16 protein-coding genes, 1 other RNA gene and 2 pseudogenes are annotated in these 19,963 nt (G+C 65.8%); 9 read left to right on the top strand and 10 right to left on the bottom strand.

The annotated features are described in order from the left end of the window. Positions 1-4: 4 nt before the first annotated feature. A pseudogene (gene rimO / locus HUU99_RS01855) lies at positions 5-1,363 on the top strand (30S ribosomal protein S12 methylthiotransferase RimO); the annotation flags it as partial. Positions 1,364-1,371: 8 nt separating this feature from the next. Here the strand turns inward: rimO and rnpB are convergent. From rnpB to HUU99_RS01815, 8 genes are all read right to left on the bottom strand, one after another. After that, positions 1,372-1,758, bottom strand: an RNA gene (gene rnpB, locus HUU99_RS01850) — RNase P RNA component class A. A gap of 11 nt (positions 1,759-1,769) precedes the next feature. Further along, positions 1,770-2,402: an N-acetylmuramoyl-L-alanine amidase gene (locus HUU99_RS01845; protein ID WP_174284912.1), complete on the bottom strand. Its 633-nt coding sequence runs from the start codon at positions 2,400-2,402 to the stop codon at positions 1,770-1,772. 107 nt (positions 2,403-2,509) lie between these two features. Continuing rightward, positions 2,510-3,340 (bottom strand): CheR family methyltransferase, encoded by an 831-nt coding sequence (locus HUU99_RS01840; RefSeq protein WP_174284867.1) that lies wholly within the window; start codon positions 3,338-3,340, stop codon positions 2,510-2,512. Then, positions 3,337-4,440, bottom strand: coding sequence for a chemotaxis-specific protein-glutamate methyltransferase CheB (gene cheB / locus HUU99_RS01835; protein ID WP_174284866.1), 1,104 nt, complete (start codon positions 4,438-4,440; stop codon positions 3,337-3,339). The genes HUU99_RS01840 and cheB overlap by 4 nt, the downstream gene beginning before the upstream one ends. A 14-nt stretch (positions 4,441-4,454) precedes the next feature. Continuing rightward, positions 4,455-4,820, bottom strand: a complete 366-nt coding sequence (locus HUU99_RS01830) for a response regulator (protein ID WP_174284865.1) — start codon at positions 4,818-4,820, stop codon at positions 4,455-4,457. A 56-nt stretch (positions 4,821-4,876) separates the two neighbouring features. After that, on the bottom strand, positions 4,877-5,302 hold the full coding sequence (locus HUU99_RS01825) for a chemotaxis protein CheW (RefSeq protein WP_174284864.1): 426 nt from the start codon (positions 5,300-5,302) through the stop codon (positions 4,877-4,879). Continuing rightward, positions 5,302-7,602 (bottom strand): chemotaxis protein CheA, encoded by a 2,301-nt coding sequence (locus tag HUU99_RS01820; protein WP_174284863.1) that lies wholly within the window; start codon positions 7,600-7,602, stop codon positions 5,302-5,304. The genes HUU99_RS01825 and HUU99_RS01820 overlap by 1 nt, the downstream gene beginning before the upstream one ends. A 78-nt stretch (positions 7,603-7,680) precedes the next feature. Continuing rightward, positions 7,681-8,337, bottom strand: a complete 657-nt coding sequence (locus HUU99_RS01815) for a histidine phosphotransferase family protein (protein WP_174284862.1) — start codon at positions 8,335-8,337, stop codon at positions 7,681-7,683. 419 nt (positions 8,338-8,756) lie between these two features. Here HUU99_RS01815 and HUU99_RS01810 point away from each other — a divergent pair. The 3 genes and pseudogenes from HUU99_RS01810 to HUU99_RS01800 all read left to right on the top strand — a co-directional run bounded on the left by HUU99_RS01810 (position 8,757) and on the right by HUU99_RS01800 (position 11,930). Further along, a pseudogene (locus HUU99_RS01810) lies at positions 8,757-9,802 on the top strand (IS110 family transposase). Between the two features lie 568 nt (positions 9,803-10,370). Further along, positions 10,371-10,877 (top strand): lysozyme inhibitor LprI family protein, encoded by a 507-nt coding sequence (locus tag HUU99_RS01805; protein ID WP_174284861.1) that lies wholly within the window; start codon positions 10,371-10,373, stop codon positions 10,875-10,877. A 591-nt stretch (positions 10,878-11,468) separates the two neighbouring features. Further along, a complete protein-coding gene (locus HUU99_RS01800; protein ID WP_174284860.1) occupies positions 11,469-11,930 on the top strand; it encodes a hypothetical protein in 462 nt (153 codons plus the stop codon). 132 nt (positions 11,931-12,062) lie between these two features. Here the strand turns inward: HUU99_RS01800 and HUU99_RS01795 are convergent, their stop codons facing one another. Next, a complete protein-coding gene (locus HUU99_RS01795; RefSeq protein WP_174284859.1) occupies positions 12,063-12,455 on the bottom strand; it encodes a M67 family metallopeptidase in 393 nt (130 codons plus the stop codon). 17 nt (positions 12,456-12,472) lie between these two features. Between HUU99_RS01795 and HUU99_RS01790 the strand changes: the two genes are divergently transcribed. The 4 genes from HUU99_RS01790 to mtgA all read left to right on the top strand — a co-directional run bounded on the left by HUU99_RS01790 (position 12,473) and on the right by mtgA (position 16,948). Then, positions 12,473-13,420: an RluA family pseudouridine synthase gene (locus tag HUU99_RS01790; RefSeq protein WP_174284858.1), complete on the top strand. Its 948-nt coding sequence runs from the start codon at positions 12,473-12,475 to the stop codon at positions 13,418-13,420. Between the two features lie 51 nt (positions 13,421-13,471). Further along, entirely contained in the window at positions 13,472-14,374 is a 903-nt protein-coding gene (gene rpoH / locus HUU99_RS01785; RefSeq protein ID WP_174284857.1) for an RNA polymerase sigma factor RpoH, read from the top strand. Further along, a complete protein-coding gene (locus tag HUU99_RS01780; RefSeq protein ID WP_174284856.1) occupies positions 14,375-15,682 on the top strand; it encodes a flavin monoamine oxidase family protein in 1,308 nt (435 codons plus the stop codon). A gap of 591 nt (positions 15,683-16,273) precedes the next feature. Beyond that, on the top strand, positions 16,274-16,948 hold the full coding sequence (gene mtgA, locus HUU99_RS01775; RefSeq protein WP_174284855.1) for a monofunctional biosynthetic peptidoglycan transglycosylase: 675 nt from the start codon (positions 16,274-16,276) through the stop codon (positions 16,946-16,948). A 473-nt stretch (positions 16,949-17,421) separates the two neighbouring features. On the opposite strand, the gene recG is transcribed toward mtgA, so the two are convergent. Further along, positions 17,422-19,473: an ATP-dependent DNA helicase RecG gene (gene recG, locus HUU99_RS01770; RefSeq protein ID WP_174284854.1), complete on the bottom strand. Its 2,052-nt coding sequence runs from the start codon at positions 19,471-19,473 to the stop codon at positions 17,422-17,424. Between the two features lie 151 nt (positions 19,474-19,624). Between recG and HUU99_RS01765 the strand changes: the two genes are divergently transcribed. After that, positions 19,625-19,891 carry a succinate dehydrogenase assembly factor 2 gene (locus HUU99_RS01765; RefSeq protein ID WP_174284853.1) on the top strand — a complete coding sequence of 89 codons (267 nt, stop codon included), beginning with the start codon at positions 19,625-19,627 and terminating at the stop codon, positions 19,889-19,891. Positions 19,892-19,963 lie beyond the last annotated feature (72 nt).

Here is a 19,963-nt window from a genome sequence, read left to right as displayed (position 1 = left end):
TCCAATGGCAACCCGTCTCCCTTCCCCGCCGCGCGTCGGCATGGTTTCGCTCGGCTGTCCGAAGAACCTCGTGGACAGCGAACGCATTCTGACGAAGCTGCGCGCCGACGGCTATCGCATGTCGCCCGACTATGCGGGCGCGGACGTCGTGCTGGTCAATACCTGCGGCTTCCTCGACAGCGCGAAGGAGGAATCGCTGGAGGCGATCGGCGAGGCGATCGCAGAGAACGGCCGCGTCATCGTGACCGGATGCATGGGCAAGGAAGCCGAGACGATCCGGACGCGCTTCCCGCAAGTGCTCGCGGTCACGGGCGCGCACCAGTACGAACAGGTGGTAGAGGCGGTCCATTTGGCGGCCCCCGCCCAACGGTCGCCCTATCTCGATCTCGTCGGTACAAGGGAGCACCCGGCAGGCGGCGCGGTCGAAGATACCGACCTGAAGCTGACGCCGCGCCATTACAGCTACCTGAAGATCTCCGAAGGCTGCAACCACCGCTGCGCCTTCTGCATCATCCCGAGCCTGCGCGGCGATCTGGTCAGTCGTCGTCCCGACGCGATCCTGCGCGAGGCGGAGAAGCTGGTCGCCGCGGGGACGAAGGAGTTGCTGGTCATCAGCCAGGACACGTCGGCTTACGGCGTCGACATCCGCCATCAGCCGCGCCCCTGGCACGGCCGCGAGGTCCGCGCGCACATGACCGATCTCGCGCGCGAACTGGGGCATATCGCGCCGTGGGTGCGGCTGCATTATGTCTACCCCTACCCCCATGTCGACCAAGTCATCCCGCTGATGGCGGAGGGGCTGGTGCTGCCGTACCTGGACATCCCGTTCCAGCACGCCGCGCCCGCAGTGCTGCGCCGGATGAAGCGCCCTGCGAACGATGCGAAGGTCCTGAGCCGCATCCACGCCTGGCGCGACATCTGCCCCGACATTGCGATCCGGTCGACCTTCGTCGTCGGTTTCCCCGGCGAGACGGAAGGCGATTTCCAGTATCTGCTCGACTGGCTGGACGAGGCGCAGCTCGACCGCGTCGGCGCGTTCCGGTTCGAACCCGTCGAGGGGGCGACCGCGAACGCCCTGCCCGATCCGGTGCCCGAGTCGGTGAAGGAGGCACGCTACGCCCGGATCATGGAGCGGACCGCCGCGATCTCCGCCGCGAAGCTCGCCGCGAAGATCGGCCGAACGATCCACGTACTGATCGATGCGGTCGATGAAGACGGCGGGGCCACTGGCCGCTCCAAGGCCGATGCGCCCGAGATCGACGGCGAGGTCTTCCTGCGCGACGCGGGACATCTGGCGGTGGGCGATATCGTACCGGTCGTCGTCGAGGATGCGGACGAGCACGACCTTTACGGTGTGCCGGCGGACGGGAAATTGCCAGAGGGTCTGTAAGCCGGGTTCTGTCCCCTCCGTAAAGGAGGTGTGCGACCATTCCTCTAGGACGACGCTTGCGCGCCGCCTCAAGCGACCAACCCGGACGGCAGGCGGGAACACGCCCCGGGGCGAACCCCATGCCATCCCTATTCGGTCTTGCTCCCGGTGGGGTTTGCCGTGCCGCTTCCGTTACCGGTCGCGCGGTGCGCTCTTGCCGCACCCTTTCACCCTGACTTGGCCGAAGCCGTAGCCGTCTGCTCTCTGTGGCACTTTCCCTGACCCCGGATCGAGCCCGGGGCCGCCGGGCGTTACCCGGCACCGTCGTTCCATGGAGCCCGGACTTTCCTCGCGCGTCCGAAAACGCCCGCGGCCGCCCGACCCTCTGACATGCTCTCCTCTAGTCGTCGCCCTGCGGTTTGGGAAGCAGGAGCGCGAGCAGGATCATGCGGCATTCGCCGTCGATCTCGCCGTCGATCAATTCGGGGCGGAAGCGGCGCTGGAACGCCATGATCGCGGCCATCCGGTCCTCGACGTCATAGCCGAAGCGTTCGAGCGCCAGCAGGAAGCCGGCCTCGGTCCACATCGGGTCCATCAGATTACGCGTCGGTCGCGGCAGCGCGAGGCGGACGCGGGCCAGCGTGTGCCAGGGGAACAGTTCACCCGGATCGCGCTTGCGCGCGGGTGCGATGTCGGAATGGCCGACCACGTCGCCCCGACCGATCCCGTAGCGCGCCTTGATATCCGCAACGAGCGGCACCAGCGCGCCGATCTGCTCGTCGGGAAACGGCCGATAGCCGAATTCATGCCCGGGATTGACGATCTCGATCCCGATGCTGGCCGAATTGACGTCGTCGATCGTCCGCCAATGCGCCCGGCCCGCATGCCAGGCACGCTTGTCCTCCGCGACCATCCGGACGATCGTGCCGTCCTCCGCTACGATATAATGCGCGGAGACCTTCGCTGCCGGATCGCGCAATCGCGCGATGGCGCTCGGTCCGTCCTTCATGCCGGTATAATGTAGCACGATCATCGACACCGGCAGTGCGCGTTCGTCGAAATTGGGCGAGGGCGTCTCGATGATCGGTAGCGAAAACGTCACCGCGGATGCTTGGCCGAGCGGCCCAGCAATGTAAACCGTCAGCCGGTGTGCGTGTAGAGCCCGCGATGCGTCTTGCTTGGCGTGAAGGCACGGGTCTGGCCGATCACCGTCTCGCCAGCACCTAGTGCCAGCGTCCCGCCGGGGTTCATCGCGGCCGCGATCCCCGCGAACGCCGTCGCCTTCGTCTCGGGCGCGAGGTACAGCAGCACGTTGCGGCACAGCACGATATCGAACCGTCCGGGCGGCGGCCGGCCCCCGACCAGATTGTGGCGGCTATAGCGAACCGCGCCGGTCAATACGGGCTTCGCCGTCCAGTCCGCACCTTCACTGTCGAACCAGCGCATCATCCGCCGGATCGGCAATCCGCGCTGGATTTCGAACTGGGTATAGCGGCCGGTCTTCGCCCGCGTGATCGCGGCGGGGGATACGTCGGTCGCGACGATCTCCGGCGCGCGTTTGCCGGTGTCTTCGGCACGTTCGGCGAAGACCATCGCCAGCGACAGCGGCTCCTGGCCGGTCGAGCAACCCGCACACCAGATACGCGGCACGCGACCCGTCCCCTCGACCGCCGCGACCGCCTCGACGATCAGGTCGAACACCTGCGCATCGCGGAAGAACGAGGTTTCCTGGTTCAGCAGCGCATCGACGATGGCATCGCCGATCGTCGGCTCGGTCCCGTCGAGCAACAGCTGGACGAGCCGGTCGAGCGAGTCGAAGCCGCGGTCGCGCAGCAGCGGCTTAAGCGCGGTGTCGATCCGCCAGGACCGGTACGCAGCCATCTGCTGCCCGGTCCGCGCCTCGAGCAGCGCGGTCAGGACGCTGACCGTGGTGGAGGATGCGCCGGATGCGAGGATCGGTTCGTGGATCATGGCTTCGGACGCGCCGCGATCAGTCGGCCGATCGCGTCGGGGGGCATCGTGGCGCTGACGACGCCCGTCGCCACCGCCGCGCCGGGCATGCCCCATACGACCGAGCTGGCGACATCCTGTGCAATGACCGTGCCGCCGGCCCGATGCAGGCTGACGGCCCCGGTCGAGCCATCGCGACCCATGCCGCTCAGCACGATGCCCAACGCCCTTGCGCCAAAGACCTCGGCGATGCTGTCGAACATCGGATCGATCGACGGCAGACAGCCGCTGGCGACCGTATCATCGATCAACCGGATCGCCGCACCGTCGGTCAATGCGACGACTTTCATATGATGATCGCCGGGCGCGACGACGATCCGGCCGGGGCGGATCCGCATGTAATCGGTGGCGACGTCGCACGGTCGGCCACCGAGCACCGCCAGCTGCGCCGCGAAATGCGACATGAAGGTCGTGGGCAGATGCTGCGTAATCAGGATCGGGGCGCTGAACGATGCGGGCAATTCGCGCAACAACAGGCTAAGCGCGTGAATCCCGCCCGTCGATGCGCCGATCGCGACGACATCGAACGTACCGCGTCCCGATGCTGCGGATGTCGGACACGGCGGTGCCGCCGACAGCTTCGGCTCGACGGCCGCGCCGGCACCCCTGGGTACGACGAGCGCGGGCGGGTCGAACAACCGATCGAGCCGTTCGGACAGCAGTTCGGCAAAACGGCTCGACGTCGTCTGGGCACCCGGCTTCACCAGCGTGTCCGCCGCACCGAGGGCGAGCGCCTGCACCGTGGCGGATGCGCCATCGGGAGTCGACGCCGACACGACGAGGATTTTGGCGCCCCGCCCGGCGGTGATGAGATCGGGCAGCGCGGTCAGGCCGCTCACGCCCGGCATCTCCAGATCCAGCAGGATGACGTCGACGCGTGCGCGCATCAGGAAGGCGAAGGCGGCGTCGACGTTCGCGACGGACCCCGCAACGGCGTATCGGTCGCTCGCGTCGACCATGCGCGCGATCATCGACCGCGCCACCGCCGAATCGTCGACGATCAACACCGACCGGTGATCGGGCGGAACGTTGCGCGCGGAAACGGGAGATGCCGATATCATCGTCCGACGCCGGATCAGGCCATGCCGACGATCTGGAGCTTGCTTTCCAGCGTGTCCCGATCGAACGGTTTCATGACATATTCGTCCGCGCCCGCCTCGATGGCCGCGCGGATATACGCCATGCCGTTCTCGGTCGTGCAGAACACGACCTTCGGCCGCTTGACGATCGTCGACTCGCGCAATGCGCGCAGGAAATCCATGCCGCTCATCACCGGCATGTTCCAGTCGAGCAGGATGACGTCCGGTGCCGCCAACATGCACGCGTCGAGCGCCTCGCGCCCGTCGCAGGCCTCGCTCACCGCAAAGTCCATGGTCTCCAGAATATGACGCGCGACCTTACGGATCACCTTGGAGTCGTCGACGACAAGACAGGTCTTCATGGAATGATCTTCCCCGCTGGATAGCGCGTGTGTGACAGCAAAGCGTAAGCGTCGCGTTAAGCAGCGGCGGCGAATGTCGGGACCAGAGCGGCCAGATCGACGATCAGCAGCGGTTCGCCGTCGCGTTCGATCAGGCCCGTCCCGATCGTCGCCCAGCCGCGATCCAGCACCAGCCCGCGCGACAATGGCTGGCGCACGAATTCGCGGACGTCCTCCAACGCCTCGACCAGCACCGCGTAATGATGCCCGTCGATCCAGGTGATGACCGCGCGCGTCGTATCGGCGGGGGTCGGATCGATGCCGAGTGCGGTGCCGGTATCGACCACGGTCACGACCCTGCTCCGCAGCGCAGCCAGCCCCCGGATCGCGCGACTGGCCCCGGGAACCGCGACGATCTCGCCCAGATCGACGACCGATTCGACCTGACCGGTATCGATCGCCACCCAGCGACCGGCGATTTGTGCGACGAGGAACAATTCCATCAGGCGGCCTTTCCGGTGCGGACGTGCGTGGCGATGGCGTCCAGCAGGGCAGCACGATCGTACCGGTAGATACTGGCGTCGTCGGGCCCGTTCCGGCCGACGTCGCGCCGCAGCCGCAGGGTCGGCAGGCCCGGCGTCTCGACCGCGCCTTCCATCGCCAGCGCGATGGCGGGTCGTTCGCCGGCGGGAAATTCGGTGACGCAGCGATAGCCGCTCGCCTCCAGCGCCGGCTGAAGAAAAATGCGCATCCAGCCGCCGGCATCGTCGTTCAACAGGCAGATCGTCCGGCCCGCGACCGGTCCCTCCTCGCCCGCGAACATCGCATGGATGTCGATCAGTTCGACCTGTTCGCCCTCGATCATCACCACGCCCGCGATCGGCCCGTTCCCGTAAGCGGGTGCGGTATCCGCGGGCAGGGTGACGATCTCGATCGGGTCGGCGACGGCGTAGCCGATCTCGCGTACGCCGTCGGTCAGCCGCAATACCGTCAATACCGGGCGAACGGCATGATCCGCCACCGCGTGGAGCAGGATCAGATTGCCGCCGATCGCGATCCGCAACCGCCCGGCGCTGTGGCGAACCGCGGCGGCCTCAACCTGTTCGACCCGGTCGATCGCGGCGAGCGGCATGACCCTGCGACGACCGTCGAGATCCTCGAACAGCAAGGCGGCTACACCCGGTGCCTCGGTCTGCGCGACCTCGGTCTCCTGGACGAGCAGCTGGTCGAAGCGCAGCCCGGCGATCTTGGCGATCCCCGCGCCGTCGAGCAGCAGCATCGGCAGGCCGCTGTCGGGCAAGGTCTGGCCGGCGTACAGCCCGGTCGCCATCACCGCCGGCGCGGCGGGTTTCACCACCAGTTCCTCGGTATCCAGCACTGCCTCGATCGCCAGCGCATAGGTGCCGTCGCGCGTCGATACGATCGCCAGCGTTTCCGCGGACGGGGTGCCGACGCCGATCAGCCCGGCCAGATCGACCAGCGGCAACCGGCGGCCGCGCACGGTGACCACGGGACGGCCGCCGATGACGTCGGTCCGCACGGAGGCACCCGACAGCTTGACGATCTCCTCGACCGACTGCCGGGCAAGCGCGAAGCGTTCGCCGCCTACGCCGACGACGATCGTCGGCAGGATCGACAGCGTCAGCGGCACCAGGATGACGATCGTCAGACCCTGGCGCGGCCGGTTCTGCAGGAGGATGCGGCCGCCGATATGTTCGATATTGGCGCGCACCACGTCCATGCCGACGCCGCGCCCGGAAATCGAGGTGACGCTGTCGCGGCTGGACAGGCCGGGTTCGAAGACCAGAGCGACCTTCTGCGCCTCGTCCATCGCGGCCACCTGCGCCGCGGTATGCAGCCCGCGCGCGACCGCCTTCGCGGCCACGGCGGCGACGTCGATCCCGCGACCGTCATCGGCGATCTCGATCACGATCTGGTTGCCTGCCTGCCGCGCGGACACCGTCAACTGCCCGGTATCGCGCTTGCCCGCGGTGCGGCGATCGGCGGGGGATTCCAGGCCGTGGTCCACCGCGTTGCGAATGATGTGGACCAGCGGATCGCGCATCATCTCGATCATCTCGCGGTCCAGTTCGACATCCGCACCGTCGATATCCAGCGTCACGGATTTGCCCAGTTCGCCCGCGGTGTCGCGCACCATGCGCGGCAGCGCGGAAAACAGCGCCTCGATCTTTTGCATGCGCGTCCGCGTCACGGTCTCGCGCATCTCGGCCACGGTCAGCGACAGGCGCTCCAGCGCGGTCTCGACCCGCGGATCGACCACCTCGTCGCGCAGCCGCCGCGCGAGTTCGTTGCGCGCCAGCACCATGTCCGACATGCCGCTCATCATCCGGTCGAGCAGATCGACGTTCAACCGGATGCTGCGCGTCGGCGCGCGCGGCACCATCGTCTGCGCGACCGGTGCGGCGGCGGGCGCGGCATCTTCCGCCAGCGCCGCGATCAGCAGGTCCTCGGACGAATCGTCGAGCGGAATGCCGGCATCGATCGCCTCGACCACCTCGCCGATCCGGTCGACGATCGCCAGCACGGCGCTGACCAGCGCCGCATCGGGGATACGCACGCCGTCGCGCACCGCCGCCAGCACGTCCTCGGCGAAATGGCTGAGGCGCAGCAGGCGCGGCAGGTCGAGAAAGCCGCAGCTGCCCTTGACGGTGTGGACGAACCGGAAGATCGAATCGAGCCGCGACCGGTCCGCCGGCATCGATTCCCACGCCACGATCTCGCCCGACAGCGCTGCAAGCGTCTCGCGGGTTTCGGCGATGAATTCCTGAAGCAGATCGTCCATGGGTTCCCGAGCGTCTGTGGCCGCGTGCCGTCTTGCACCGCTCGGGGTTAAGACCGCGTTTACCCGCCCCGCCTCCGGTTACCCCGCAGAGGCATCCGCCGTGAACGCCGCGCCGAAGATCATGACCGCGTCCGCAGGCTCCGACACCTGCACCCGGCCCTTGCCTTGCGCGACCAATGTATGGACCAGATACGCGGCGGCCGCCCGCGCGGTGACGCCGTCGGCGCCCTCCCCCTCCACCAGCGTGCGGCGCAGATCGGGATCGAGGAGGATACGCGGTCCCTCGATCTTGATCGCGATCTCGACCTGACCGCCATTGCTCTCGCCGCCGATGTCCAGCTTACCACCGCGGACCAGCGCGTCGCCCGCGATCATCGCCAGGTTCAGCAGCACCTTGATCGCCGCCTTTGGCAGCACCTCGTCCTCGACCATCCACGCCAGCGTCAGCCGCTTGTTGTCCGCGAACAATCCCTCGATCGCGGTCCTGGCTTCGCGCGCATCGACCATCTCGCCGAACCCGCCCGCCGCGCCGAACGCCAGGCGGAAGAACTTCAGCTTGTTCGCCGACGTCCGCGCGCTTTCCGCGAGCAGGTCCATGCAGCGTTCGCGCATCGCCGGATCGGTCTCGTCGGCGAGCAGCTCCAGCCCGTTGTTCAGCGCACCGACCGGCGACAACAGATCGTGGCACAGGCGCGAACAGAGCAGGCTGGCGAAATCGACGGGACTTACGGGCATGGGGCGTTCCTGAAACTATGCGCCGCTTGTGACGTGCGCGAGTCGCGGGCGCAAGGCGGCGGGCGGGAAATGGCGTCCGGGATGGCGCGGATCGGAGCTGGAAGTGGAGGAAGTGGAGGCATGCCATGCACTTTCCACTTTGGCGGAAAACAAGGGGTTACGGGGGGTCGGGCAAGGGCGACGGACAGCGGGGTGGCGTGGGAGGGCATCGCTCAGCCATGGCACGGGCGGCGGTTTGTAGGACAGGGGGTAGGCTCGGGTTCAGCCCCAAACATCGACGTCCAAGTAGGCCATCAGCTACCGAAAGATGGTGTATCGCGGCGGCTGCATATCGATCTTGGCGAGATTGCAGCCGCTTCACGTACGATGCCTGGATCGGGGTCAGCCTGACCTCGTGCATCGAGGGAAGGAGTGGAGCGATGGCGCATTTTGTGGGTCTGGACGTTTCGGTGAAGGAGACGTCGGTATGCGTAGTGGACGATGCTGGCAAGGTGGTGTGCGAGCGCAAGGTGCCGACCGAGCCGGATGACATTGCCGTACTGCTGACGTCGGTCGGTGGCGATTATGTTCGGGTCGGTATCGAGGCCGGGCCGCTGTCGCAGTGGTTGGTCAACGGGCTGAGCGAGGCGGGGGCTGCCGGTTATCTGCGTCGAGACCCGCCACATGAAGGCTCTGTTGCAGGCGCAGCAGATCAACAAGTCGGACCGCAACGACGCGCGAGGGATCGCCCAGATGATGCGGTCGGCCTGTTCAAGCCGGTGCACGTGAAGACGCTGGCCGCGCAGGAGCAGCGCATGCTGCTGACCAGCCGCAAGCTTGTGCAGCGCAAGCTGATCGACATCGAGTCCGACATGCGCGGCACGCTGCGCAACTTCGGCCTCAAGGTCGGTATCGTGAGCACGATCGGTTACGAGGCTCGTATCCGTCACCTGGTCGAGGCTTCCCACGACTGGCGGCGATCATCGAGCCGCTGCTGACGGTGCGGCGGGTGATGCGCCAGCAGCTGGCCACGCTCCACAAGATGCTACTCAACACGGTCCGGCACGATCCGGTATGCCGGCGGTTGATGACCGCGCCCGGGGTCGGCCCGGTAGTTGCGCTCACCTATCGGGCCTCGATCGACCAGCCGCAGCGCTTCGTCCATTCCAGAGCGGTTGGTGCGCATGCCGGGCTGACACCCCGGCGGCATCAGTCGGGCGAGATCGACTATGATGGCGGCATCTCAAAGTCCGGTGACATCATGCTGCGAACGATGCTGTACGAAGCGGCGCAGATCCTGATGACCCAAAGCCGGCATTGGTCGTGGCTTAAGGCTTGGGGGATGAAGGTCGCAAAGCGCCGGGGCATGCGGCGCGCCATCGTCGCCGTCGCGCGTCGCCTGGCCGTCGTGCTCCACCGCATGTGGACGGACGGCACCGACTTCCGCTGGGGCAACGAACCCGGCACCGCGGCCGCGGCCGCCTGATACGATCTCAAACAGGAGCTTTCGCGGTTCTGCCTCGGCAGGAAGATGTCCTCACGGGGATGAAGGTGGTGTGAGATCGTAATGGCTGCAGCCCTGTCGCTAGTGGCAAGGGCGTCCAAAAGATTGATCCACGCCGCTGTCTCTTACCCCATCATGGGGCGGCCACGTGCCGACCCCGGAGAGAAGCACGAACCCCGTGTGGCGATCTCAAGCCCGGGAGAAAAACAGTATTTGTATTTCGGTGCCTACCAATTCATCAGACCGGCGCACTCGCGGCGGCGGGGAGTGCCCTGCGCCTGTTGACTCAGGCCGCGATAGAGAAGCAGCCGTTCGGTCGGCGCGATCTTTCCCGGTTCTCCATCTCCGAGCGCCAATCTCGGGAACGAGCAATCGGGAAGAGGTTTGGGGAAAGCGGAAACCTGGACAGCCGCCGGGGCGATCGCCGGGGAGGCGTTCCCGCTACGGGTTCGTTTGCGGGGGAAGCCGGAGCGGGCGGACGGTCTTGTTCCAGCGATGATTGCAGGCTTTAGCTTTCGGCCGTAAGCCCGGGAACATATAAAGGAACGGCATGTCGACTTTGATCTTCTACGCCATCGCTGCGGTAGCTATGCCTTTGCAGGCAAAAGCTGCTGATCCGTGTCTTGGGACGAGCACCCCGGACGATCAAGCTTGTCAGAACGAGAAGCTAGCTAAGGCAAATAAGCTCCTATCCCAATATATGGCCGCCGCCCGCCAGCGAGCGATAGAGATCGACTCATATGTTGGATCAAACGCTATGGAGGCTGGGGCCGTGAAAGCGTTCGATCAAGCCAAAGTGGCGTGGGAAACATACCGTGATGCCGAATGTAGCGCTGTATCTAGAGAATATGCCGGTGGGACGATTGCTGGTTCGTTCGCGACTATCTGTTTGACACGTCTTACCGAAACTCGAGCATACACTGTCTGGGAGCAATGGTTGGTCGCCGTGGACGGCTCAACCAAGCTGCCCCCGCCGCCAACGCCAACGCCAGCGCGCTACCATCTATATGAAACCGCGCCCACTTTTATCCCGCACCATGCTATGCCGTCGCGGTGATTATGGAAGAGCTTTGGGTTAGATGGACGAGACGCTTCTAATCCGTCGTATAATTAAGGACTGATACCTTCTTTAGCGGAACTAATTAGTCATGTTTCAATCCTTGTTGATATTAATGTCATTAAGCGCCCAGGCGTCTAGCCCCACCGACATTAGGATGAGGGATCCCGAAACTGCGTCTTCTAGACAGACTATAAGTCGTGTTACATGTGGCTCTATGCACGCCGAGATAACGATAGACACTAGGTTATACGAAGGCACATCCATATCCAGTATACTGGTTGATGGCACCTCGGTGAGTGATGCGACATCAAAGCTAAACGACTTTTTTAATGGTCGGGTTCTTGATCGTGTTGAGTTTATGTCGTGTGATACTATAGCTAGGACATTCCGCTGGGGGGCATATGTAAGAACTCCCGGTGTAGGTAAAGGATTATACCAAGAGTTTGTATCCTTCGATCTATCCAATAAAATGGCTATTATAAGAAAGTAGGTCGAGGCCCGCTGTTTAAGAAACGACGGTCCTTTGTAGAAGACCAGACGGTAGAACCATGCTATGGACCGCACCTCATTAGCTGGCGGGCGTGGATCATGATATCGTCGATCGCAATGATGCTTCTTGGCGCGGCATCTTTGAGCACCATGATGACGCCCGGCGTCATGGCCTTCGTGAAGGACCATCATCTTACTCGGTACAGTGTCGCGTTGGTTGACCTTGATGGCGATAAACGCCCTGAGGCGCTGATCTACGCGATGTCGACAATTGCCGGTGGTCTACAATTCGATGAGTGCGGCAGCGGAGGTTGTGACCTCTATGTCCTGTCCCTGACTGCTGCCGGCTACCGGCAGATTTCAAATATTTCGATCGCCGCCCGCCAGTCCGCGTTCTGCCGAGCATCACGCATGGGTGGCACGATTTGGGCATCATCGTCGCTGGCGGTGGAATCATCAACGGGTACGAAGCGCGATTGCAATTTGACGGCCAGAGCTATCCGACCAACCCTACTGTTCCTCCAGCCATCCGTCTTAAGACTAAGGCCGGAAAGGTGGTAATCGCCAACGATCCCCCTTTGCCGTGATACCCTAAATACCATCGTTTTCGGGAAAGCCGGGCACGAGCGGAACGGCAACTCTGGGAATCGCCGGTCCGAAAACCGCCGGACCGCTCGCCGTCGATCTCTGCCGTCAACAAACCTCCTCGAACCGCCCCCATACCGGTCCACCCGCAACCGCCCGCCAGACGCGCACCCCGTCCCCCGCGACGATCGCCCACAACCACCCTTCCGCCACGGCATCCGCCGCGTCGCGGGCCGATGGTTCCGCCGAACCCGACGGGTGCGAATGGTAGCAGCCGAGGATCGCGGGGCCACCTGCCCTCGCCGCGCGGTGCGCAGCGATCAGGGCGGCGGGGTCGATCTCGAACATGCACGATGGATCGGCCGCGACATTGCGGGAGGGACGTGCTTCCTCGACATGGCCGCCCCGCCCCAGCAGCAGCCCGCACACCTCCACCCCCGGCGATACCGCCGCCTCCGCGACGATCCGCGCCAACAGCTCGGTTGAAATCATGCGGCCCATCGCCACATCGGTGCCACATGAACCGGGGGGTTTCCATCATCGAAGCGACGATCGCGGGCGAGGCGGATGGCTGGCGGCTCGATCGCGCGCTGGCGGACGCGGTGCCGACGCTGTCGCGCGAACGGTTGAAGGTGCTGATCGCGAGCGGGGCGGTGTCGCTTGGCGGGTTGGCCTGGCGCGATTCGGCCAAGAAGGCCGCGGGTGGCCAGGTCTTCGCGATCGCGCTGCCCGACCCGACGCCCGCACATAACGAGGCGCAGGATATTCCGCTCGTCATTGCGTACGAGGACGAACACCTCATCGTGATCGACAAGCCCGCCGGCCTGGTCGTCCACCCCGCCGCGGGCAATCCCGACGGCACGCTCGTCAACGCGCTGCTCCACCATTGCCGCGGATCGCTGTCGGGGATCGGCGGGGTCGCGCGGCCGGGGATCGTCCACCGGATCGACAAGGACACGTCCGGCCTGATGATCGCGGCGAAGACCGACCGCACGCACGAGGGGCTGGCCCGCCAGTTCCACGATCACAGCATCGACCGGCGCTACAAGGCGATCACCACCGGCGTCCCCACCCCCGCCAGCGGCACGGTCGACGCCCCGCTCGCGCGCAGTCCGCAGAACCGCAAGAAGATCGCGATCGTCGAAGGCGGCAAGCGCGCGGTGACGCATTACCGCACGATCGAGCCGCTCCAGGGCGCGGCGCTCGTCGAATGCCGGTTGGAGACCGGACGGACGCACCAGGTCCGCGTCCACATGGCCTCGATCGGCCACGCGCTGCTCGGCGACCCGGTCTATGGCCGCGGCGGCGGGGCGAAACGCGCGTTATTGGAAAGGCTGGGGTTCCGGCGCCAGGCCTTGCACGCGGCGCGGCTGGGGTTCATCCATCCGATAACGCAGGTTGCGATGGCGTTCGAAAGCGAAATGCCCGCCGACATGCAGGAACTGTTCAGTCAGCTTCACGTATAGATACCGGGTCTGTGCCGCAGTGCGGCGAGGTCCAAAGAGGGAGTAAGAACCATGCCAGCCCGCAGCAACGTCCCCGCGACGATCCCAGCGCTCGGTAGCGAAGCCGGTCTCAACCGCTACCTCGCCGAGATCAAGAAATTCCCGCTGCTCCAGCCCGAGCAGGAATATATGCTCGCCAAGCGTTTCCAGGAGCATGGCGATCCGGATGCGGCGGCACAGCTGGTCACCTCCCACCTCCGCCTCGTCGCGAAGATCGCGATGGGCTATCGCGGCTATGGCCTGCCCACGTCGGAGCTGATCTCGGAGGGCAATATCGGCCTGATGCAGGGCGTAAAGAAGTTCGAACCCGATCGGGGTTTTCGCCTCGCGACCTATGCGATGTGGTGGATCCGCGCGTCGATCCAGGAATATATCCTGCGGTCGTGGAGCCTCGTGAAGATGGGCACCACCGCGGCGCAGAAGAAATTGTTCTTCAACCTGCGCCGGATGAAGTCCAAGCTCGACGCGTTCGAAGACGGCGATCTGCGCCCCGAACATGTCGCCAAGATCGCGACCGACCTGGGCGTGACCGAGGCCGAGGTGACCAGCATGAACCGCCGCATGGCGATGGGCGGCGACACCTCGCTGAACGTGCCGATGCGCGAAGACGGCGAGGGCCAGTGGCAGGACTGGTTGCAGGACGACGCGCCGCTTCAGGACAAGATCGTCGCCGACGAGCAGGAGGCGAACGTCCGCCATTCGATGCTGGTCGATGCGATGGACGACCTGAACGACCGCGAGAAGCACATCCTGACCGAGCGCCGGCTGACCGACGATCCCAAGACTCTCGAGGAATTGTCGCAGGTCTACAGCGTGTCGCGCGAACGCGTCCGCCAGATCGAGGTCCGCGCGTTCGAAAAGCTGCAAAAGGCGATGATGCGGATCGCCGGCGAAAAGCGCCTGATCGCGGCGTAGATGGTCGGCACCGTCGTCATCGGCGGCGGTGCGGCGGGAACCGCGGCGGCGCGGGCGTTGCACGACGCCGGCGAGGACGTGCTGCTGGTCGAGGCGAAGGACCGGCTTGGGGGGCGGGCGCGGAGTGTTACTCTTTCCGAGCCACCCCGGCGAAGGCCGGGGTCCAGTTGGGTAAACGCAGCAACGGACACCCGAACGCGCGCCCCTGGACCCCGGCCTTCGCCGGGGTGGATGGTGGTCGACCTCGGCTGCGGCTGGCTTCACTCCGCCAAGCGCAATCCCTGGACCCGCATCGCGGAAGCCACCGGCTTCACCGTCGACCGCGCTCCCGCCAACTGGCGCACGCAGTGGCGTGACCTCGGCTTCCCGCCCGCCGACCAGACAGCCGCACACGCCGCCTTCGCGCGCTGGAACGAGGCCGCGATGGCGGCGGTCGACGGCCCCGACCGCCCGCTGTCCGACTTCGTCGCCACGGACGATCGCTGGCGGCCGATGATCGACTCGATCTCCGGCTATGCGAACGGCGCACCGCTGTCGCAGGTCTCGCTCCACGATTGGGCGGCCTATGAGAACGCGTCGACCGACGACAATTGGGCGGTCCGCGAAGGCTATGGCACGCTGATCGCATCGCACGCCGCCGAAGTCCCCGTCCGGCTGAACACGCCGGTCACCCGCATCGATCATCGCGGCCGACGCATCCGGGTCGAGACGCCCGCGGGCACGATCGAGGCCGACCGCGTGATCGTCGCGCTGCCGACTACGGCGTTCGAGCGCCTCGTCTTCGATCCCCCACTACCCGCCAAGCACGACGCCGCCGCCGCGCTGCCGCTGGGGTTGGCGGACAAGGCGTTCACACTGGTCGACGATCCCGCATGGCCGACCAATGCGCATCTGACCGGCAATCCGCACAGCCATTGCACCGCCAGCCATCGTCTTTCCCCGTTCGGCCTGCCGGTGATCGAGAGCTTCTTTGGCGGCGATTGTGCCGAGGCGCTGGACGACGAAGGCGCGGCGACGGCGTTTGCGATCGACGAACTGGTCGCGCTCCTCGGCAGCGACTGGCGGCGGCGATTGACCCCGGCGGGCGCGAGCCGCTGGCGGCACGAACCCTTCATCCATGGCAGCTATTCGCATGCCCGGATCGGCCAGGCGCATCAGCGGCAGGTACTGGCCGAGCCGGTGGACGACCGCATCTTCTTCGCGGGCGAGGCCTGCCACCCGACCGATTTCTCGACCGCGCATGGCGCGTACGAGACGGGAATCGCGGCGGCCGCGGCGATCCTGGCGGGGATGCGGACGCACGCCTGACCCCCTTCGTCACCCCGGGCTCGTCCCGGGGTCCAGGGCCACAAGTCGAACGTGCGTGGCTCTGGATGCCGGGACAAACGCGGCATGACGAAACCTTGCGATCAGCGCCCCCCCACCCGTCACCCCGGGCTTGACCCGGGGCCCCGCTTCTTCAGCGGACAAGCAGAAGCGGGACCCCGGCTCAAGGCCGGGGTGACGGTGATGGTGGCACCAGCCACCCATTCTTGAGTGTGATCATCCGCCAACCCTCCGTCACCCCGGCCTCGCGCCGGGGTCCATGGCGCGGCAAGCGCACCGCTCGAACCAGGAGCGCCAAGCGCGCGGCACGATGGACCCCGGCACAAGGCCGGGGTGACGGAGGGTGCGCGGCGGCGGCGATCCTCTCGCCCATGGCGACGCCCGCCTGCCCCCTCCCCCACCCCGGCGAAGGCCGGGGTCCAGTCGGGGGGACAGCCGCGACGATCCGATGCGTTTCCTCACGGCCGCTTTCCCGACTGGGCCCCGGCCTTCGCCGGGGTGGGCGCAGGGATGTCTGGTGCAACATACCAAGAGCCGTTCCAATCCCCAGCCCTCTTGCTCTAGGATCACCCCATGATCCGCGCCCTCCGCATCCTCCTGAAGGCCATCCTCGGCTTCGTCCTCGTCACCGTGCTGTGGGTCGGCTTCTACCGCTTCGTGCCCCCACCCTTCACCTTCACCATGCTCGGCGACGTCATCGCCGGCCACGGCGTCACCAAGACCTGGATGCCGCTCAGCCGAATGGACCCCGACATGCCCCGCGCCGCGATCGCCGGCGAAGACTCCCGCTTCTGCCAGCACCACGGCTTCGACTGGCACGCGCTGGCCGGCGCGGCGGTGCGCAACGCGCAAGGCGGCCGCATCCGCGGCGGCTCCACGATCAGCCAGCAGACCGCGAAGAACGCCTTCCTGTTCCAGGGCGGCGGCTATGTCCGGAAAGGTTTCGAGGCGTATTTCACCGTCCTGATCGAGGCGCTGTGGGGCAAGCGCCGGATCATGGAGGTCTATCTCAACATCGCCGAGACCGGCATCGGCACCTACGGCGCGAACGCGGGTGCGATGCGATATTTCGGGCACGACGCGTCGAACTTGTCGCCGACGGAGGCCGGCCGCATTGCTGCCGTCCTGCCGCTGCCCAAGAAGCGCGCCGCGATCGACCCGCATGGGTTCGTGCGGCGGCATGGCGATACGCTGGCGCGGCGGGTGGGGACGGTGCGGGGCGATGGGTTGGATGGGTGTTTGCGGTAAACTGCACGCAAATTGCCGTTTAATTGTCCATATCTTTCGCCTCAAATTGATAGATTCGGCAAAAGGATCGTCCATGTTCGATAATAAACTTTGTGGCAGGAATTTTCTTTTGTATTTCATCGCTACAAACATCACCGTTTCGATGGCTTCAAGCGCCGCAACGCCTCGCCATACCATTTCGGCTGGTCTCACTAGCGAGGAGCGATCGGTAATAAATGACGTCGAAAAGAGTAATAAATACTGCCTTGACCATTCCAGCGATCGAAAAAAGCTTTGGCAAGAGCAAGCTTGGAACCGTGCTTGCGACGAGAGCAATGAAGAGGAGAATCAACTAAATGAACGAGGTATATGCTGGAGATACAAGGCAAATTCGACGATTAGTGGTAACTGGGTAAGATGTAAGCCCGGATTGCGCAGTTCATCTTCGAACCGATTGACTGGGGGATATTAAGACTGTCGGGGTCGAACGGCGCTTACCCTGACCGAAGCAACGCCACCCCAGCATCCCGCTCGAACAGATACAGCAACACCCGCGCCGCCTGCCCCCGCTCCCCCGCCAAGCCCCCATCACGATCCACCAGCAACCGCGCATCGTCATGCGCGCATTGCAGCAGGTCGGCCATCATCTCCGGCGTCGCCAACCGAAACGCCATCTCCCCCGACTGGCGCGTCCCGAGTATCTCGCCCGCACCGCGCAGGCGCAGATCCTCCTCGGCGATGCGGAAACCGTCATTGGTCTCGCGCATCAGCGCCAGCCGTGCGCGCGACGTCTCGCTGAGCGCCGAACCGCGCACCAGCAGGCACACCGACCGCCCCCCGCCCCGCCCGACGCGCCCGCGCAGCTGGTGGAGCTGCGCCAAACCGAAGCGGTCGGCATGCTCGATCACGATCAGCGTCGCATTGGGCACGTCGACGCCCACCTCGATGACCGTCGTCGCGACCAGCACGCCGAGCGTCCCCGCGGAGAACGCCGCCATCACCGCATCCTTCTCCGCGGGCTTCATCCGCCCGTGCACCAGCCCGACCCGCTCCCCGAACCGCGCCCGCAGCGTTTCCGCACGCATCTCGGCCGCAGCAAGGTCGCTCTTCTCGCTCTCCTCGACCAGCGGGCACACCCAATAGGCCTGCCCCCCATCCCCCAGATGCCGCCCGAGCGCGTTGACGACATCGTCGAGCCGATCCTCGGAAATTACCCTAGTCTCAATGGGTTGCCGCCCCGGCGGCATCTCGTCGAGGCGGCTGACATCCATCTCGCCATATTGCGCCAGCGTCAGCGTGCGCGGGATCGGCGTCGCGGTCATCGCCAGCAGATGCGGCGGCCGGATCGCCTTGGCCTGCAGCATCATCCGCTCCGCCACCCCGAACCGGTGCTGCTCGTCCACCACCACCAAGGCGAGGTCGCGATACCCGACCGCTTCCTGGAAAATAGCGTGCGTTCCTATGAGGATATCGATCGCCCCCGACGCCAGCGCCATCAGCGTCGCCTCCCGCACCCGCCCCTTGTCGCGCCCGGTCAGCACCGCAATCTCGACCGGCAGCCCGGTAAGCAACGATCGCAACGTTTCGTAATGCTGCCGCGCCAGGATCTCGGTCGGCGCGAGCATCGCCCCCTGCGCGCCCGCCTCGACCGCAATCAGCAGCGCCATCGCCGCGACCAGCGTCTTGCCCGATCCGACATCGCCCTGCAGCAGCCGCAGCATCGGTGCCTCCTGCGCCAGGTCGCCCTCGATCTCTCGGATCGTCCGCGCCTGCGCGCCCGTCGGCGTGTACGGCAGATCGAGCATGTCGCGCAGCCGCCCGTCGCCCGCCAGCGCACGGCCGCGGCGCTTGCGCGTGTCGGCGCGGACCAAGGTCATCGCGAGCTGGTTCGCGAACACCTCGTCATAGGCCAGCCGCTCGCGCGCCTCCGCATCCGCCGGGTCGGCATGGATCCGCTCCAGCGCCGCGCGCCAATCGGGCCAGCCGCGATGCGCCTTCAGCCCCGGCTCGATCCATTCGGGCAGCGCCGGCGCACGCGCGATCGCCTGCGCGGCGAAGGCGGCGAGGCGGCGCGACGTGAGGCCCTCCGACAGCGGATAGATCGCCTCGCGCCCGGTGAAATCCTCGCCCGGCTCGCCGAGTTCGGGATGGACGATCTGCAATTCCTGGCCGTAGCGATCGAGCCGCCCCGACACGCGCTTCGCCTCGCCGGCGGGGAGCAGCTTCTTCGCATAGCCGGAAGACCCGCCGAAATAGACCAGCCCGACATGATTGCCCTTGGCGTCATAGGCGTTGACTCGCGTCGGCCCGTGACCCGCGCTCGACCGGTAATCGCGCGGGGTCAGGGTGATCGCGATCGTTCGCCCGATATCGGCCTCGTCCAGTTCGTCGCGCGGCACGCGGTCGAGGAAGCCGGTCGGCAGGTGGAATGCGACATCGACCACCCGCGCCAGCCCCAGCCGTTCGAGCGGCTTGGCGATCGCGGCCCCCACGCCCTTCAGCGCGGTGATCTCGGCAAACAGCGGATTGAGGATTTCGGGGCGCATGACTATCTGCCGGTATCCGGCACTCTCTTCCCGTTCGGGCTGAGCCTGTCGAAGCCCCTTCCCTTCTGCATCCGTCGTAGAAGAAAGAAGGGCCCTTCGACAAGCTCAGGGCGAACGGTTAGGAAAGTCGGATCTTCGCCGTTGGAGCATCATGGACCACGAAACCCGCCTGAAACGCCTTCGCTTCCGCAGCTGGCACCGCGGCACGAAGGAAGCCGACATGATGATCGGCGGGTTCTTCGATGCCCATGCCGTGTCGTGGAACCCGGCAGAACTCGACTGGTTCGAGGCGCTGCTGGAGGAGCAGGATGTCGACATCATGGGCTGGGCGATCGGATCGATCGCGTGTCCGCCGCTATGGGACGGGCCGATGATGCACGCGATGCGCTCGATCGATTACGTGACGGTGGCGGAGTAACCTCCGTCATGCCGGGCTCGTCCCGGCGTCCAGGGTTCCGCGACCAACGGCCCTTGGCGCTCTGTACCCTGG

The sequence above is a fragment of the Sphingomonas bacterium genome (genome assembly GCF_903642285.1).
GTDB lineage: Bacteria > Pseudomonadota > Alphaproteobacteria > Sphingomonadales > Sphingomonadaceae > Sphingomonas.
This window is presented reverse-complemented; position numbering and strand designations above follow the sequence as displayed.

Bases quoted from the DNA above. Each gene is read 5' to 3' on its own strand.
- HUU99_RS01845 (WP_174284912.1), bottom strand. From the start codon at position 2,402: ATGATCGTGCTACATTATACCGGCATGAAGGACGGACCGAGCGCCATC.
- HUU99_RS01840 (WP_174284867.1), bottom strand. From the start codon at position 3,340: ATGATCCACGAACCGATCCTCGCATCCGGCGCATCCTCCACCACGGTC.
- cheB (WP_174284866.1), bottom strand. From the start codon at position 4,440: ATGATATCGGCATCTCCCGTTTCCGCGCGCAACGTTCCGCCCGATCAC.
- HUU99_RS01830 (WP_174284865.1), bottom strand. From the start codon at position 4,820: ATGAAGACCTGTCTTGTCGTCGACGACTCCAAGGTGATCCGTAAGGTC.
- HUU99_RS01825 (WP_174284864.1), bottom strand. From the start codon at position 5,302: ATGGAATTGTTCCTCGTCGCACAAATCGCCGGTCGCTGGGTGGCGATC.
- HUU99_RS01820 (WP_174284863.1), bottom strand. From the start codon at position 7,602: ATGGACGATCTGCTTCAGGAATTCATCGCCGAAACCCGCGAGACGCTT.
- HUU99_RS01815 (WP_174284862.1), bottom strand. From the start codon at position 8,337: ATGCCCGTAAGTCCCGTCGATTTCGCCAGCCTGCTCTGTTCGCGCCTG.
- HUU99_RS01805 (WP_174284861.1), top strand. From the start codon at position 10,371: ATGTCGACTTTGATCTTCTACGCCATCGCTGCGGTAGCTATGCCTTTG.
- HUU99_RS01800 (WP_174284860.1), top strand. From the start codon at position 11,469: ATGATATCGTCGATCGCAATGATGCTTCTTGGCGCGGCATCTTTGAGC.
- HUU99_RS01795 (WP_174284859.1), bottom strand. From the start codon at position 12,455: ATGGGCCGCATGATTTCAACCGAGCTGTTGGCGCGGATCGTCGCGGAG.
- HUU99_RS01790 (WP_174284858.1), top strand. From the start codon at position 12,473: ATGAACCGGGGGGTTTCCATCATCGAAGCGACGATCGCGGGCGAGGCG.
- rpoH (WP_174284857.1), top strand. From the start codon at position 13,472: ATGCCAGCCCGCAGCAACGTCCCCGCGACGATCCCAGCGCTCGGTAGC.
- HUU99_RS01780 (WP_174284856.1), top strand. From the start codon at position 14,375: ATGGTCGGCACCGTCGTCATCGGCGGCGGTGCGGCGGGAACCGCGGCG.
- mtgA (WP_174284855.1), top strand. From the start codon at position 16,274: ATGATCCGCGCCCTCCGCATCCTCCTGAAGGCCATCCTCGGCTTCGTC.
- recG (WP_174284854.1), bottom strand. From the start codon at position 19,473: ATGCGCCCCGAAATCCTCAATCCGCTGTTTGCCGAGATCACCGCGCTG.
- HUU99_RS01765 (WP_174284853.1), top strand. From the start codon at position 19,625: ATGGACCACGAAACCCGCCTGAAACGCCTTCGCTTCCGCAGCTGGCAC.